Origin of the sequence: Gemmobacter caeruleus (genome assembly GCF_008271655.1) — a bacterium.
Taxonomy (GTDB): Bacteria; Pseudomonadota; Alphaproteobacteria; order Rhodobacterales; family Rhodobacteraceae; genus Gemmobacter; species Gemmobacter caeruleus.
Genome location: NZ_VKKX01000044.1, coordinates 311,832 through 326,228 on the forward strand (window position 1 = coordinate 311,832; position 14,397 = coordinate 326,228).

At 64.9% G+C, this 14,397-nt stretch carries 16 protein-coding genes and 1 pseudogene; 12 read left to right on the forward strand and 5 right to left on the reverse strand.

Annotated elements, in window-relative coordinates:
• Nucleotides 1-42 precede the first annotated feature (42 nt).
• The gene (locus FOA17_RS20320; protein ID WP_275260130.1) at nt 43-507 is read right to left on the reverse strand and encodes a low temperature requirement protein A; all 465 of its coding nucleotides are present in this window, start codon (nt 505-507) and stop codon (nt 43-45) included.
• Nucleotides 459-1,265: pseudogene (locus FOA17_RS20325) on the reverse strand (low temperature requirement protein A); the annotation flags it as partial. The gene FOA17_RS20320 and the pseudogene FOA17_RS20325, both read right to left, overlap by 49 nt.
• Here FOA17_RS20325 and FOA17_RS14815 point away from each other — a divergent pair.
• From FOA17_RS14815 to FOA17_RS14845, 7 genes are all read left to right on the forward strand, one after another.
• Complete coding sequence (locus FOA17_RS14815; protein WP_149142273.1) at nt 1,164-2,057, forward strand: DMT family transporter; 894 nt, start codon at nt 1,164-1,166, stop codon at nt 2,055-2,057. The pseudogene FOA17_RS20325 and the gene FOA17_RS14815 sit on opposite strands and share 102 nt — an antisense overlap.
• A gap of 96 nt (nt 2,058-2,153) precedes the next feature.
• Nucleotides 2,154-3,335, forward strand: coding sequence for an OmpP1/FadL family transporter (locus tag FOA17_RS14820; RefSeq protein WP_149142274.1), 1,182 nt, complete (start codon nt 2,154-2,156; stop codon nt 3,333-3,335).
• 176 nt (nt 3,336-3,511) lie between these two features.
• The gene (locus FOA17_RS14825) at nt 3,512-4,372 is read left to right on the forward strand and encodes an ATPase (protein WP_149142275.1); all 861 of its coding nucleotides are present in this window, start codon (nt 3,512-3,514) and stop codon (nt 4,370-4,372) included.
• A gap of 45 nt (nt 4,373-4,417) precedes the next feature.
• Nucleotides 4,418-5,341, forward strand: coding sequence for a homoserine O-acetyltransferase MetA (metA, locus tag FOA17_RS14830; RefSeq protein ID WP_149142276.1), 924 nt, complete (start codon nt 4,418-4,420; stop codon nt 5,339-5,341).
• Nucleotides 5,334-6,290 (forward strand): alpha/beta fold hydrolase, encoded by a 957-nt coding sequence (locus FOA17_RS14835; protein ID WP_149142277.1) that lies wholly within the window; start codon nt 5,334-5,336, stop codon nt 6,288-6,290. The genes metA and FOA17_RS14835 overlap by 8 nt, the downstream gene beginning before the upstream one ends.
• Nucleotides 6,290-7,171, forward strand: a complete 882-nt coding sequence (gene ppk2 / locus FOA17_RS14840) for a polyphosphate kinase 2 (protein ID WP_149142278.1) — start codon at nt 6,290-6,292, stop codon at nt 7,169-7,171. Before FOA17_RS14835 ends, ppk2 begins: the two co-directional genes overlap by 1 nt.
• Nucleotides 7,164-7,778: a TetR/AcrR family transcriptional regulator gene (locus tag FOA17_RS14845; protein WP_149142279.1), complete on the forward strand. Its 615-nt coding sequence runs from the start codon at nt 7,164-7,166 to the stop codon at nt 7,776-7,778. The genes ppk2 and FOA17_RS14845 overlap by 8 nt, the downstream gene beginning before the upstream one ends.
• Before the next feature lie 82 nt (nt 7,779-7,860).
• On the opposite strand, the gene FOA17_RS14850 is transcribed toward FOA17_RS14845, so the two are convergent.
• Complete coding sequence (locus FOA17_RS14850) at nt 7,861-8,088, reverse strand: DUF1127 domain-containing protein (RefSeq protein WP_238991835.1); 228 nt, start codon at nt 8,086-8,088, stop codon at nt 7,861-7,863.
• An 86-nt stretch (nt 8,089-8,174) separates the two neighbouring features.
• Here FOA17_RS14850 and FOA17_RS14855 point away from each other — a divergent pair, with 86 nt between their 5' ends.
• From FOA17_RS14855 to FOA17_RS14875, 5 genes are all read left to right on the forward strand, one after another.
• Nucleotides 8,175-9,581, forward strand: coding sequence for an aminotransferase-like domain-containing protein (locus FOA17_RS14855; RefSeq protein WP_149142280.1), 1,407 nt, complete (start codon nt 8,175-8,177; stop codon nt 9,579-9,581).
• A 111-nt stretch (nt 9,582-9,692) separates the two neighbouring features.
• Complete coding sequence (locus FOA17_RS14860) at nt 9,693-9,950, forward strand: hypothetical protein (protein WP_203232337.1); 258 nt, start codon at nt 9,693-9,695, stop codon at nt 9,948-9,950.
• 180 nt (nt 9,951-10,130) lie between these two features.
• Complete coding sequence (locus FOA17_RS14865) at nt 10,131-11,021, forward strand: ABC transporter permease (protein ID WP_149142282.1); 891 nt, start codon at nt 10,131-10,133, stop codon at nt 11,019-11,021.
• Nucleotides 11,021-11,827: an ABC transporter permease gene (locus FOA17_RS14870; RefSeq protein WP_149142409.1), complete on the forward strand. Its 807-nt coding sequence runs from the start codon at nt 11,021-11,023 to the stop codon at nt 11,825-11,827. Before FOA17_RS14865 ends, FOA17_RS14870 begins: the two co-directional genes overlap by 1 nt.
• A 23-nt stretch (nt 11,828-11,850) precedes the next feature.
• Nucleotides 11,851-12,927: an ABC transporter ATP-binding protein gene (locus FOA17_RS14875; protein WP_203232338.1), complete on the forward strand. Its 1,077-nt coding sequence runs from the start codon at nt 11,851-11,853 to the stop codon at nt 12,925-12,927.
• 316 nt (nt 12,928-13,243) lie between these two features.
• Here the strand turns inward: FOA17_RS14875 and rpsI are convergent, their stop codons facing one another.
• Nucleotides 13,244-13,735, reverse strand: coding sequence for a 30S ribosomal protein S9 (gene rpsI / locus FOA17_RS14880; RefSeq protein ID WP_149142284.1), 492 nt, complete (start codon nt 13,733-13,735; stop codon nt 13,244-13,246).
• Between the two features lie 2 nt (nt 13,736-13,737).
• The gene (gene rplM / locus FOA17_RS14885) at nt 13,738-14,202 is read right to left on the reverse strand and encodes a 50S ribosomal protein L13 (protein ID WP_149142410.1); all 465 of its coding nucleotides are present in this window, start codon (nt 14,200-14,202) and stop codon (nt 13,738-13,740) included.
• Between the last annotated feature and the right edge of the window lie 195 nt (nt 14,203-14,397).

Below are 14,397 nucleotides of genomic sequence, written 5' to 3' on the forward strand. Positions count from 1 at the left end.
TGAGCCCCAGCAGGTTCAGCCAGGGCAGCGCGGCCAGCAGGCCTAGGCAGGCGCCAGCCCCACCATATGCGACAGCGGATAGTTCCGCCCCGAGATCTGCTTGAACCAGCCATTCCCCGCCAGGAACAGCAGCACCCCGCCCAGCACGCTGGCCGCTTCGGCCAGGGTCGCGGGGTCGGCCGGATGCGCGATCGACCGCTCCGCGCCGACCGCAGCCAGCACGATGCCGGCCACGATCGGGATATGGGCATAGGTGAAGGCCAGCCGCGCGAGCCGCCCGGGATCGTCGGAATGTTCGATCTGATGTGTGGCGCGGCGATGGCCGATGTGGAAATAGACCCACCACAGGCCAATCGCGCCCAGCAGACTGGAGAGGAAGGCCGCCATGGTCGTCGTCGTCCACTCCATCTCGGCGAAAGTGGCACCAGAGACGAGCAGCGTCTCGCAAGGCAGATGATGACGAACAGGCCGCAGCGCTCTGCGATATGGCCGCCCCTGACCTCCCAGTTGTGCGTGCCGTCGCGGCCGAGACCGGGCACATACATGCCGGTGACCGGCCCGAGATAGTCGATGACCACTGCCGCGATCCAGAGCGGCAGCCGCCCGTGATGCGCATCGGCCAGACCGCCGGCGATCCAGAACAGCGCGCCGACCGAGAACCAGATGATGATCCGCAGCTAGGTGCTGCGCAAGACCAGATCCTGACGCGAGACGGCGAACATGAAGCCGGTCCGCCCCAGTTGCATCGCGACATAGGCCAGTGCGAAGACCAGCCCGCGCGACCCGAAGGCCTCGGGGATCGACATCGACAGGAACAGCCCCGCCGTCATCAGCACAAAGACCAGGGCCCGGACATAGGTCCGCTCCGGATCGAGGCGGTTCAGCACCCAGGTCGTGTAAATCCAGACCCACCAGATCGCCAGAAAGATCAGCGCGGCCTCGACCGCGCCGAGCAGCGAATAGTGATGCAACAGAAGGTGGCTGACCTGGGTGATCGCAAAGACATAGACAAGATCGTAGAAAAGTTCCGCAAAACCGACGCGGCTGTCAGTCGCGCGCAAAAGCGTGCGGGCCATGATACCTCCAACATGAACGGGCGGTCGAAGGTAAGGGGCTGGACAATCCCGGCAAGCCTCGCCACCACTGGCGGGAAGGAGACCGCCATGCCCCCATCGCACCCCCTGAAAGCCGCGCTCTGGATGGTCGGATCCATCCTGTCCTTTACCGCCATGGCCGTGGCGGGCCGCGCGGTCTCCGGGGTGCATGACACGTTCGAGATCATGCTCTGGCGTTCGGTCACGGGCTTTGGTCTGGTGGTGCTGGTCGCCGGGGCCATGGGGCGGCTTGGCGATGTGCAGACCGCCCGCCTGCCCCAGCACCTGCTGCGCAACATCATCCATTTCTCGGGGCAGAACCTGTGGTTCTGGGCGCTGACGGCCATTCCGCTGGCGCAGGTCTTCGCGTTGGAATTCACCTCGCCGATCTGGGTGATCCTGCTGTCGCCGCTCTTGCTGGGCGAGGGGCTGACCGCGCGCAAGCTGCTGTCGGCTGGGCTGGGTTTTGTCGGGACGATGATCGTGGCGCGGCCCGATTTCGGGCGGTTCGATCCCGGAGTGCTGGCGGCGGCGGCCTCGGCGCTGTGCTTTGCCGGATCCGTGATCATGACCAAGCGGCTGACCCGGGTAGAAACGCTGGTCTCGATCCTGTTCTGGCTGACGCTGATGCAGACCGGGCTGGGGCTGCTGGCCAGCGGCTGGGACGGGCGGATCGGCCTGCCGACGCTGGCCACCCTGCCCTGGCTTCTGGTGATCGGCGCGGCGGGGGTGATCGCGCATCTATGCCTGACCATGGCGCTGAGCCTGGCCTCGGCCTCGGTCGTGGTGCCCATCGACTTTGCCCGCCTGCCGCTGATTGCTCTGGTCGGGATGGCGCTTTATCACGAGCCGCTGGACGCGGCGGTTCTGCTGGGCGGTGGCATCATCTTTCTGGCGAACTGGATCAATATCCGCGCGCGGACTGTCGCGCCGGCCACAGCGCGTAACGTCACGCCACGCTGACGTCGCGTTATTGATTGACCCAAAGAGAAGCCGCCGCATAGCCTTTTTCGCAACCGGCGGAGGAGGACACGGCCGGGTTGGAAGGGATGAGACACCATGAAACAGTTCACCGCATTTTGCGGCGTGCTGGCCGCCACGACCGGGCTGACCGGCACGATGGCACTGGCCGGCGGGATCGACCGATCGGGGCAGCCGGTCGGCGTGCTCTTTGAAAAGGGCAACTATGTCGAGTTGAGCTTTGGCCAGATCACGCCCAGCGTGAGCGGCCATGACCTTGCGGGCTTTGGCGGCGCGGCCACCGGCGGGGTGGCGGGCAAGCACAACCTGCCCGGGCTCGCGATCAAATACGATTTCAGCGACAAGCTGTCGGGCGCGCTGATCTATGACAATGCCTATGGCGCCGATATCGCCTATCCGGCGGGCAGTTCGTTCATGCTGGGCGGCACCTCCGCCACGGTGGACAGCGAGGGGTTGACCGCGCTGCTGCGCTACAAGTTCACCGAGCAATTCTCGGTCCATGGCGGGCTGCGCGCCTCCAAGGCCTCGGGGCATGTGGCGCTGCGCGGCCGTGCCTATGGGCCGGCCTTCGATCCGGCGGACCCCGCGACCTATCAGTCGGTCAACGGCTATGAGGCAGATCTCGCGCCCGACTGGGGCACCGGCTATGTGATCGGCGCGGCCTTTGAAAAGCCCGAGATCGCGCTGCGCGTCGCGCTGACCTATTTCTCCAAGGTGACGCACAAGTTCGACACGGTGGAGACCCTGCCGGGTGGTGCCGCCGCCGTTCTGGGCGCGGCCACCGTGAACGCGATCACCGAAACCGACACGCCGCAGGCGGTCAACCTCGATTTCCAGACCGGCATCGCCAAGGATACGCTGGTCTTCGGCTCGATCCGCTGGGTGGACTGGTCGAATTTCGAGGTGGCGCCGGGCACCTTCTTTGGTCCGCGTCTGGGCAGCCTGACCGAGCTTGAGGATACCACGACCTATACGCTGGGTCTGGGCCGCAAGTTCAACGACAACTGGTCGGGTTCGGTCTTTGTCACCTATGAGCCGGGCGGCGATCGTCTGGTCTCGCCGCTGGCCCCGACCAATGGCTATCGCGGCTTGGGCGTGGCGGCGGTCTATACGCAGGACAACATGAAGGTCACCTTCGGCGCCCGCTATCTGGACCTGGGCAATGCCTCGCCCGAGACCGGCACGCCCGACAACGCGGTGGCCGAGATGCGCGACAACCATGCCGTCGCCGTGGGTGTGAAGGTCGGCTTCACCTTCTGATCCGGCCCCCTGCCGGCGATGAAAGGCCCCGCCCGGCGCGGGGCCTTTGTTTTTGCACCGGGGCCATTCCCCGGCGCGGGGCCTTTGTTTTTGCACCGGGGCCATGCCCCGGCGCGGGGCCTTTGCTTTTGCGGCCAGCCGCGCTAGGAACAGGCCGAAGAATGGGGAAACAGGCGATGATCTACGCTTCGGCAGCAGACTGGCGCGCGGCGCCGCGCAAGCGGGTGCTGCTGTTCGGCATGTCGGGCCTGGGCAAGACGCATCTCGCCTCGATGCTGCGGGCGGCGGGCGGCTGGTTTCATTATTCGGTCGATTACCGCATCGGCACGCGCTACATGGGCGAACATATCGCCGACAATTTCAAGCGCGAGGCGATGAAGGTGCCGTTCCTGCGGGAATTGCTGATGACCGACAGCGTCTATATCGCCTCGAACATCACCTTCGACAATCTGGCGCCGCTTTCGACCTATCTGGGCAAGCCCGGCGATCCGGCCAAGGGCGGCGTGCCCTTTGACGAATACATGCGCCGGCAGGCGCAGCACCGCGAGGCCGAGATGGCCTCGCTGCTCGATACCACGCGCTTCATTTCCCGCGCCGAACAGCTTTATGGCTATCCGCATTTCCTGTGCGACAGCGGCGGGTCGATCTGCGAGGTGGTGGAGCCGGAAAACCCCGCCGATCCGGTGATGACCGCCTTGTCGCAGAACCTGCTGATGGTCTGGATCAAGGGGTCCGAGGCCCATACCGCCGAACTGGTGCGCCGCTTTGATCGCGCGCCCAAGCCCATGTATTACCAGCCGCATTTCCTGGAACGGATGTGGGCCGATTACCGAATGCAAAAGGGCGTGTCGCCCGAGTCCGTGGACCCCGACGATTTCGTCCGCTGGACCTATGCGCGCGCCCTTGCCCATCGTCAGCCGCGCTATGCCGCCATGGCGGAATGGGGCGTGACGGTCACCGTCGAAGAGGTCGCGCAGGTGCGTGACATTGGCGGCTTCGAAGACCTGATCGCCGACGCCCTCGATCGCCGCCCTTGATCGCGCCACAGCGTATCCCATCTTCTCCGCCGAACGGAGTGTGACATGCCGATTACCCTGCCCGAAACCCTGCCCGCCTTCGACGTTCTCAACCGCGAGGGCGTGATGGTGATGACGCCCGAACGCGCCGCGCGCCAGGACATCCGGCCGCTGCGCTTTGCGCTGCTGAACCTGATGCCGAAAAAGATCCAGACCGAGAACCAGTTTGCCCGGCTGATCGGCGCCACGCCCTTGCAGATCGACCTGCACCTGATCCGCATGAGCGAGCATCAGACCCGCAACACCGCCGCCGAACATATGGAAACCTTCTACCGCCCCTTTGACGAGGTCGAGGCCAGCGGCGAAAAGTTCGACGGCCTGATCATCACCGGCGCCCCCATCGAACACCTGCCCTTCGAGGAGGTGACCTATTGGGAGGAACTGACCCGCGTCTTCAACTGGACGCAAAGCCATGTCCATTCCACCTTCGGCGTCTGCTGGGGTGGCATGGCGATGATCAACCATTTCCATGGCGTGAAGAAATACATGCTGGATCACAAGGCCTTTGGCTGTTTCCGGCATCGCAACCTCTGCCCGACCTCGCCCTATCTGCGCGGTTTTTCGGATGATTTCGTGATTCCGGTCAGCCGCTGGACCGAGATGAAACAGGCCGAGATCGACATGAGGCCCGGGCTGCGCACGCTGCTCGGGTCGGACGAGGTCGGCCCCTGTCTGGTCGAGGATGCCGGGCATCGCGCGCTCTATATCTTCAACCATTTTGAATATGACAGCGACACGCTGAAGCAGGAATATGATCGCGACGTGGCGCAGGGCACGCCGATCAACGTGCCGATGAACTATTACCCCGAGGACGACCCGTCGCGCCCGCCGCTGAACCGTTGGCGCAGCCATGCCCATCTGCTCTATGGCAACTGGGTGAACGAGGTCTATCAGACCACGCCCTTCCGGGTGGAAGATATCGGTGCTTGAGACGGTCGCGCTGGTCGGGCTTGGGCTGGCCGGGCTGACCGGCTGGCGCGCCCGGGGGCGCGAGGCGCGGATTGCCGCGCGCTTTCCCGCCCTGGGCCCGGTTGTGACGGTCGAGGGGCGGCGGCTGCATCTGTGGCAGACCGGCGCCGGGCCGGATCTGGTGATGATCCATGGCGCCTCGGCCAATCTGCGGGAATTGCAGGCACTGGCCGAAGCGCTGGCCGCGCAGTTCCGGGTCACGCTGATCGACCGGCCGGGGCTGGGCTGGTCGGCGCCGGGCGTCGATGATCCGCGCGAACAGGCCCGGTTGATGCGTCTGGCGGCCGAAGGGCTGGGGGTGCGGCACCCGCTGCTGCTGGGGCATTCCTATGGCGGGGCGGTGGCACTGGCCTGGGCGATGCAGGCGCCGGTCGCGGGGCTGGCGCTGATCTCGGGCGTGGCGATGCCCTGGCCCGGCGGTCTGGGCGCCTGGTATGCCGCCACGAAACCCGCGCCGCTGCGGGCGCTGCTGGTGCCGCTGGTCGCGGCCCATGTGCCGCGCCGCCGGATCGAGGCCGCGATGACCGAGGTCTTTGCCCCCCAGCCCTGCCCGCCCGGCTATGGGCAGGCGGCCGGGGTGCCGCTGATCCTGCGCCGCGCTGCGCTGGCCGCCAATGCCCGGCAGATCAACAGCCTCTTGCCGGTGGTGCGCGTCATGGCGGGGCAATATGATACAATCCAGAGCCCGGTCGAGATTGTTCACGGCACCAGCGATACAATCGTGCCCGCCGCGATCCATGCCCTGCCGCTGTCACAGCGCCTGCCCGATGCCAGGCTGACCCTGATCGAGGGCGCCGGCCATATGCCGCATCGCACGCATGAGGCCGAGATCCGCGCCGCCGTGATCCGCCTTGCGGGCCGCGCGGGGCTGCGCCTAGACTGCCGCCAGGATGATGAGGGGAGTCAGTGATGGACCTGCCATTTGACGGCGCGATCAGCCGCTATTTCAAGGATGAAGCGCCCAAGGCGGTGCGCAAGCGCATTGAAAACGCCGGCAAGGACGAGATCCTCTCCAAGGGCTATGCCTATCGGGAGGAAATCGGCAAGAAGGAATATGAGGCCGATATGGCGGTGCTTCAGGCCCAGCTTGTCCGGCTTCAGGCCGATGTGAAGGCCACTGGCAAGCGCATGATCGTGGTGTTCGAGGGGCGCGACGCCGCCGGCAAGGGCGGCACGATCAAGGCGCTGACCGAAAACCTCAACCCGCGCGGCGCGCAGGTGGTGGCGCTGTCCAAACCCTCGGACCGCGAGGCGACACAATGGTATTTCCAGCGCTATATCGACTGGTTCCCCGCCGCCGGCGAAATGGTGTTCTTTGACCGCAGTTGGTACAATCGCGGCATCGTGGAGCCGGTCTTCGGCTTTTGCACCGAAAACCAGAAGGACGCCTTCTTTCGCCAGCTTCCCGATTTCGAGGACATGATCGTGCGCGAGGGGATCACCTTCCTGAAATTCTGGCTCGATGTCAGCCGGCCGGAACAATTGCGCCGCATGCTCGCCCGCGAGAAAGACCCGCTCAAGCAATGGAAGCTGTCACCCATCGACGTGGAGGGGCTGACCCGGTGGGAGCCCTATTGCGAGGCCATCGCCGAGACGCTGGAACGCAGCCATACCGGCCATGCGCCCTGGACCATCGTGCGCTCTGACGACAAGAAACGCGCGCGGCTGGCGGTGATCCGGGCGATCCTGCAATCGGTGGAATTCAAGGGCAAGGATGGCAAGGCCATCGGCCAGCCCGACCCCGCGATCTGCGGCGGACCGGAATTGTGGTCAGACGGCGAGAATGACTAAACGCGGCTATCATCACGGCAATCTGCGGCAGGCGCTGGTCGAGGCCGCGCTCGATCTGATCGCCGAGAAAAGCCCGCAGGGCTTTACCCTGTCCGAGGCGGCGAAGGCGGCAGAGGTCACCCCTGCCGCCGTCTACCGCCATTTCGCCGGGCGCGAAGACCTGCTGGCCGAGGTGGCCCGTCAGGGCTACGAGATTTTCGGCGCGCTGATGGAATACGCCTATGATGACGGCCGCCCGACCGCGCTGGCCGCGTTCGAGGCGACGGGCCGCGCCTATCTGGCTTTCGCGCGCAAATATCCCGGTCATTACATGGCGATGTTTGAAAGCGGCATCAGCGCCCAGGCCTTTCCCGATCTGGCGCCGGTGGCGGCGCGGGCGCGGGCGGTGCTGGAACGTGCGGCCGATGGGCTGTCACAGCACCTGCCCGCCAATCGCCGCCCGCCGCCCAGCATGGTCTCGGCCCATATCTGGGCCATGAGCCATGGTGTCGTGGAACTTTACATGCGGGGCAATGGCGCCAAAAGCCCGTTCCCGCCCGAGGATCTGCTGGAAACCGGGATCGGCATCTATCTGCGCGGCCTGGGTCTGTTGCCGCCCGACAGCTGACAAAAAAGGCCGGGACGGCCGGATGGCTCCGGCCCCCGGCCAGTCAGGGGTACGCCCATTTGACCCGCTGGGCAGGGATGGCTCACGCCTGCCAGAACGCCTTGGCGCATTCGGCCTCGGCCGCGCCGGGGGTCAGGCCGATATCCTTGAGCAGATGCGCATCGAGCGACTTCAGGGCATGGCGGCCATTGCGGCGCAGCTCCCAGGCCAGAACCGTCTGGGCCAGCGCGACAATGAGGCGCGAGACCGGCGGCAAGGCTTGCGGCAGGGAGAGTTGCAGCGTCGGGGCGGTCATCGTTGACCGGGCCATGATATCACCTTTTGTGTTGATACAATGCGCGAGATTGCGTAGTATGATTGATACAATGCGATTCCCGACAGCACCAGAGGAACATTGTGACTGACACAAACTGGATCCCCGACCTGTCACAATTTCCCGGGCCGAAATATCTGTCGCTGACCCGCGCCCTGCGCGAGGCGATCCGCTCGGGCGCGCTGCCGCCGGGCACGCAATTGCCCACGGTGCGCGATCTGGCCTGGGATCTGCATGTCACGCCCGGCACCGTCAGCCGCGCCTATCAGATGGCGACGCAAGAGGGGCTGCTGGCCGCCACGGTGGGGCGGGGCACCTTTGTCGCCGCCCGCGCCCCGCGCCTTGGGCCGACACAATCGCTGTTTCAGGAACGCGACCTGGCCAGCGAACCCTGGCTGGTCGATTTCCGCTCGCCGCAATTGCCCGATGTCGGCCAGGGCGCGGCCTTCGCGCAGGCGCTGCAACGGATCGCCGCCGATCTGGGCCATTCCTGGGATGACTACCCCACGCAGCGCGGCGAGGCGCCCCTGCGCGCGGCGATCGTCGATTGGCTGTCGGATCGGCAGATGGGCCAGATCCGCCCCGAGGATATCGCGCTGACCCATGGCGGGCAGAACGCGCTTTTGCTGATCTTCCTGTGTTGCCTGCGCGGTGACCGTCCGGTGATCCTGGCCGAGGATCTGGCCTATCCGGGCATCCGCCACGCGGCGCGGCTAGTGCGGGCCGAGGTGGTCGGGATCGAACTGGATGACGAGGGCATGGTGCCCGACGCGCTGGAGGCCGCCTGCCGCCGCCATAGCGCGCAGGTGCTGGTCCTGACCCCCGAGGCACAGAACCCGACCGCCTGCCGCATGTCCGCCGCCCGCCGCGCCGCCATCATCGAGATCGCCCGGCGCTATGATTTGCAGGTGGTCGAGGACGATTGCTATTCCGTCGCCGAAAGCGACCTGCCCTGCCTGCGCGCGCTGGCGCCGGAACGCTGCTGGTATGTAGGATCGCTGTCCAAGTCGATCTCGGCGGCGCTGCGTTTCGGTTTTGTCGTCTGCCCCCCGGGCATGGGCGAGGCCGGACGGCTGACCGCACAACATGGCTTCTTTGCGCTGGCGCGGCCGGTGTCGGATCTGTGTCTCGATCTGCTGCGGTCAGGCGCGGCACATGAGATCCGGCGCGGAGTGCAGGCCGAATTTTCGGCCCGGCTCACGCATATGGTTTCGGCGCTCGACGGGTATCGGCTGTCCTGGCAACCCGGCCTGCCCTTCATCTGGGTGCCGCTGCCGACGGGCTGGCGCGGATCGACCTTCACGCGCATGGCCGAATCCGAAGGGGTGCTGGTGCGGCAGGCCGATGAATATGCGCTGATCCATGGTCGCGCGCCACATGCGCTGCGCATCGCGGTGGCCGGCGCCATTCCGCGCCCGCGCTTTGACGCGGCGGTGGCCAAGATCGCACGTCTGCTGGCCTCGCCCCCGGCCGACATGATGGCGGTGTGACCGGCCTGCCGCGTTCACGCCCTTGTGCTGCGCGGCGCATCTTGGCCGGCTTGACCCGCCACGCGCCCGGTTTCATATTGAAATCAGAGCAGTAACATAATGGACCCGAAAATGGGACAGGCGATTTCCTTTCACGCCCCGCATGGGGGCGCCGATTTTCTTGCGCTGCGCAAGGGCCGCAGCGGCCAGCGCGAGATTGTCTATGACGATGGCGTCAGCCGCCGTATCGTCTGGCAGGTCGAGGCCGCGGTGCCCGAGGGTCGGCTGACCGATGCGCTGCGCCTGGCCGCGCGCAGCCTGCGGATTGTGCCCGCCCTGCTGGACGAGCTGAAGAAACGGGCAATCCCTGTGGCCCGCGTGGCGGGCTGAAAAAATGATCAAATTATTTTTCTATGCCTGACAAGGCCTTGTGCAAATCCGTTCCCGGTTCGCCCCCGCCCCTGGCGGGGGTTTCGCATTTTGGCCCCTTTTCAGACCCGCTTCCCTGTGCCAGAAAATCAGGAAAAATCCTGCGTCCCATAGACGCGGAGAAACCGAACAGGGGGCATGATGAACCGGGGTTCCTCATCCGGGCGCTTCAGGAATACCGAAGCTGCCAACGGCTTGATGATGGTGTCACCCACCGCGATCTATGCGGTGCTGCTGCTGGCCGCGCCGCTGATCGCGGTCGTGCTGTATTCGCTGATGGTGGACAGCAAGGTGGGCCTGTCGGCGGGCCTGACCTTTGACAATTACATCAAGGTCTGGACCGGCAGGATCGACCAGGCGCTGATGCTGCGGTCGCTGACCGTATCGGCCATGGTGACGCTGGTGACCGTGGCGCTGGCCTATCCGGTCGCCTATTTCGTCAGTTTTCATGTGCGGCCCGAACGCAAGTCGATGTGGATCTTCCTGATCACCATCCCGTTCTGGACCTCGTATCTGATCCGGGTTTTCCTGTGGAAGGTGATCCTGGGCTATAATGGCGTGATCAATTCGGGGCTGATGAACCTGGGCATCATCGACGAGCCGCTGACGGTCATCAACTATTCGCTCGGCTCGATGATCATGACGCTGGCCCATGCCTATGCGGCCTTCGCGATCCTGCCGATCTTCGTGAGCCTGGAAAAGATCGACCGCTCCTTCCTGGAGGCCGGGCAGGATCTGGGGGAATCGAAGCTGATGACCTTTTTCCGCGTCACCCTGCCCCTGTCGATGCCGGGCGTGATCGCGGCGGTGCTGATCGTCTTCATCCCGACCATCGGCGATTACGTCACGCCAGAGCTGATCGGCGGCGGCAAGCTTCCGATGATTGCCAACCGGATCGAGGCGATCATGCTCAAGCAGAATGACAAGGCGCTAGGCTCGGCCATCGCGATGACGGCGATGCTGATCGTGGCCGCGGTGGCGGTGGTGTTCCTGCTGCTGAACCGGCGCTTCCTCAAGGGGCAGAGCAAATGATGAAGAACCCCTCTCTCAAGCTCTATGCCGTCGCCTATCTGATCTTTCTCTACGCGCCGATCGCGCTTTTGCCGCTGTTTGCCTTCAATGACAGCAAGGTGATCGCCTTTCCGCTGGCCGGGTTCACGACCAACTGGTTCGCGGAAATGTGGGCCGACCAGCAATTGTTCAAGGCCTTCGGCAATTCGCTCTTGATCGCGGTCTGTGCCTCGGTGCTGGCGACCACGCTGGGCATCTTTGCCGCCCGCGCCTCGACCCGCTACAAGTTTCCGGGCAAGGCGGGCATCCTTGGCCTGATCATGCTGCCGATGGTGCTGCCTGAAATGATCGTGTCGATGGCGCTCCTGGTGGTGCTGATCGCGATCGGGGTGCCGTTGTCGATCTTTACCATCATCCTGGGCCATGTGCTGATCTGCACGCCCTTTGCGGTTGCGATCCTGACCTCGGCCTTTCAGTCGCTGGACCGCTCGCTCGAGGAAGCCGCCTATGACCTGGGCGAGACGCCGGCCTCCACCTTCCGGCTGATCATCCTGCCGCTGGTGATGCCGGGCATCATCTCGTCGCTGCTGATCTGCTTCACCATCAGCCTGGACGAATTCATCATCGCCTACTTCCTGGGCGGCAACCAGACCGTGCTGTCGGTCTATATCTTTGGCCAGTTCCGCTTTCCGGCCAAGGTGCCCGCCGTCATGGCGCTTGGCTTCGTGCTGGTCTGCATCTCGATCTGCCTTCTCACCATCGCTGAATATTTCCGTCGCCGCGGCATCGCCAAGACCGGCGGCAAGGATACCGGAGGTTTCCTGTGACATTCTCTGCCGAAAAGACGAACATGATCGAGTTCCGGGATGTTCACAAATATTACGGCGATTACCATGCGCTGCGCGGGATCAATGCCACGATCAAGGCGGGGGAGTTCTTTTCGCTGCTCGGGCCTTCGGGCTGCGGCAAGACCACGCTCCTGCGCACCATCGCGGGGTTCGAGGATATCTCCTCGGGCGCGGTGCTGATCGACGGCAAGGACATGGCCAATGTGCCGGCCAATATCCGCCCCACCAACATGGTGTTCCAGTCCTACGCGATCTTCCCGCATCTGACGGTGGAGGAAAACGTGGGTTTCGGCCTGCGCAAGGATCCGCGCAGCAAGGACGAAAAGGCCCGCGCCGTGGCCGAGGCGCTGGAGATGGTGGGCCTCAAGGGCTATGGCAAGCGCGCCGCCCATGCGCTTTCGGGCGGGCAGCGGCAGCGCGTCGCGCTGGCCCGGGCGCTGATCCTCAAGCCCAAGGTGCTGCTGCTTGACGAGCCGCTCTCGGCGCTTGACAAGAAGATGCGCGAACAGATGCAGGTGGAGCTGATCAAGCTGCAACGCCAGGTCGGCATCACCTTCATCCTGGTGACGCATGACCAGGAAGAGGCGCTGGTCATGTCCGACCGGATCGCCGTGATGTTCGAGGGGCAGATCGCCCAGCTGGCTGATCCCGAGACGCTCTATCGCCGCCCGGCCAGCAAGAAGGTCGCCGATTTCATCGGCACGATGAACTTCCTGCCGGCGCAGGTGATTTCCGACAGCGGCGCCACGGTGGAGATCGACGCCGCCGGCTTTGGCCGCATGAGCCTTTCCCCCGATCAGGTGATGCGCGGCGACAGCGAGGGCGGCCCTACCATCGGCCTGCGCCCCGAGACGCTGACCATCCTGTTCGACGGCCAGACCGCCTCTGACCGCGAGGTGTTCGGCACGGTGGAGGAGGTCGTCTATTACGGCGACATGACCTATTATGATGTCAGCCTGCCCGGCGCGCCCGAACCCATGCGGCTGTCGATGCGCAACGTGCCCGGCCGCCCGGTGCTGGACCGCGGCGCCCAGGCCCGGCTGGGCTGGAGCCCCGGCGCCGTGGTGCTGTTCCGCTGATCCATCCAAACCCCGCGCCCCGGCGCGGGGTTTCGCTTTGGCCCGGTTGCATCGACAATCGGGGCCAGCCGGCCCGAGATGGCGCCGACGGTCTACCCCTCCTCCTTTCGCCCGATGCTCCCGCGCCGCACCGATCATGGCGGCGCGCATTCGCGCCGTTGTCGAAAGGTTCAGACCTCGCTCGCGTCGATCTTCGCACACGAAGCGACAGCACGGCCGCAGCGCGGCCAGCAATACCTCGGCGGCGCCGACCGGCGTCCGGAAAGCAAAAAGGCCCGCACGACGCGGGCCCTTTCGATGTTGGACAGAAAGCGGATCAGCGCTTCGAGAACTGGAAGGACCGACGGGCCTTGGCCTTGCCGTATTTCTTCCGTTCCACCACGCGGCTGTCGCGGGTCAGGAAGCCGGCGGCCTTCAGCGCACCGCGCAGCGAGGGTTCATAAAGTTGCAGCGCCTTGGAGATGCCGTGCTTCACCGCACCGGCCTGACCCGACAGGCCACCACCGGCCACGGTCGCGTAAACGTCGAACTGGCCTTCGACATTCGCCACCTGGAAGGGCTGCTTCAGGATCATCTGAAGCACCGGACGGGCGAAATATTCCGCCATCGTCTTGCCGTTCACTACAACCTTGCCCGAACCGGGCTTGACCCAGACGCGGGCCACGGCGTCCTTGCGCTTGCCGGTCGCATAGGAGCGGCCAAGCGCGTCACGCTTGGGTTCACGCGCCACGGCTTCAGCCACGGCCGGAGCCGCAGCGGCGCCCGAGACGGCCGATTTCAGATCGTCGAGGGATTTGATGTCAGCCATGATCAGGCGCTCCGGGTGTTCTTGGGATTCAGCACCTTCACGTCCAGGACGGTCGGCTGCTGCGCTTCATGGGGATGCTCGGCCCCGGCATAGACGCGCAGATTGGTCATCTGCTTGGCGCCCAGCGAGTTGCGGGTGATCATGCGCTCGACGGCCTTGATCACGACGCGCTCCGGGTGCTTGCCTTCCAGGATGTCACGCGCGGTGCGCGACTTGATCCCGCCCGGGTGGTTGGTGTGCCAGTAGTACACCTTGTCGGTGCGCTTCTTGCCGGTCATCTGCACCTTGTCGGCGTTGATGACGATGACATTGTCACCCATGTCCATATGGGGGGTGAAGGTCGGCTTGTTCTTGCCGCGCAGGATATTGGCGACGATCGTGGCGAGGCGGCCCAGAACGACGCCCTCGGCGTCGATCAGGATCCACTTCTTCTCGATATCCGCCGGCGTAGCGGTAAAGGTTTTCATGTCAGACCCATGGAATTGAAGGGGCAGCAACCGCCCCTGAATCTCGGATGGCGGCTTTTCCCGCATTTCCCCGCGCAGGTCAAGCACCACCATCACATTTTAATGACGCCAAAACAATGGCTTACAAAAACGGTATCAATTTACCCCACAATTCTGCCTTGCTCCTTGCCCAAATACTCCCGCCGGAGGCAGACC

Excerpts from the sequence above, each read along its gene's own strand:
- FOA17_RS14815 (WP_149142273.1), top strand. The coding sequence starts at position 1,164 with ATGCCCCCATCGCACCCCCTGAAAGCCGCGCTCTGGATGGTCGGATCC.
- FOA17_RS14820 (WP_149142274.1), top strand. The coding sequence starts at position 2,154 with ATGAAACAGTTCACCGCATTTTGCGGCGTGCTGGCCGCCACGACCGGG.
- FOA17_RS14870 (WP_149142409.1), top strand. The coding sequence starts at position 11,021 with ATGAAGAACCCCTCTCTCAAGCTCTATGCCGTCGCCTATCTGATCTTT.
- rpsI (WP_149142284.1), bottom strand. The coding sequence starts at position 13,735 with ATGGCTGACATCAAATCCCTCGACGATCTGAAATCGGCCGTCTCGGGC.
- FOA17_RS14850 (WP_238991835.1), bottom strand. The coding sequence starts at position 8,088 with ATGGCCCGGTCAACGATGACCGCCCCGACGCTGCAACTCTCCCTGCCG.
- FOA17_RS14865 (WP_149142282.1), top strand. The coding sequence starts at position 10,131 with ATGAACCGGGGTTCCTCATCCGGGCGCTTCAGGAATACCGAAGCTGCC.
- FOA17_RS14860 (WP_203232337.1), top strand. The coding sequence starts at position 9,693 with ATGGGACAGGCGATTTCCTTTCACGCCCCGCATGGGGGCGCCGATTTT.
- rplM (WP_149142410.1), bottom strand. The coding sequence starts at position 14,202 with ATGAAAACCTTTACCGCTACGCCGGCGGATATCGAGAAGAAGTGGATC.
- FOA17_RS14845 (WP_149142279.1), top strand. The coding sequence starts at position 7,164 with ATGACTAAACGCGGCTATCATCACGGCAATCTGCGGCAGGCGCTGGTC.
- ppk2 (WP_149142278.1), top strand. The coding sequence starts at position 6,290 with ATGGACCTGCCATTTGACGGCGCGATCAGCCGCTATTTCAAGGATGAA.
- FOA17_RS14825 (WP_149142275.1), top strand. The coding sequence starts at position 3,512 with ATGATCTACGCTTCGGCAGCAGACTGGCGCGCGGCGCCGCGCAAGCGG.
- metA (WP_149142276.1), top strand. The coding sequence starts at position 4,418 with ATGCCGATTACCCTGCCCGAAACCCTGCCCGCCTTCGACGTTCTCAAC.
- FOA17_RS14875 (WP_203232338.1), top strand. The coding sequence starts at position 11,851 with ATGATCGAGTTCCGGGATGTTCACAAATATTACGGCGATTACCATGCG.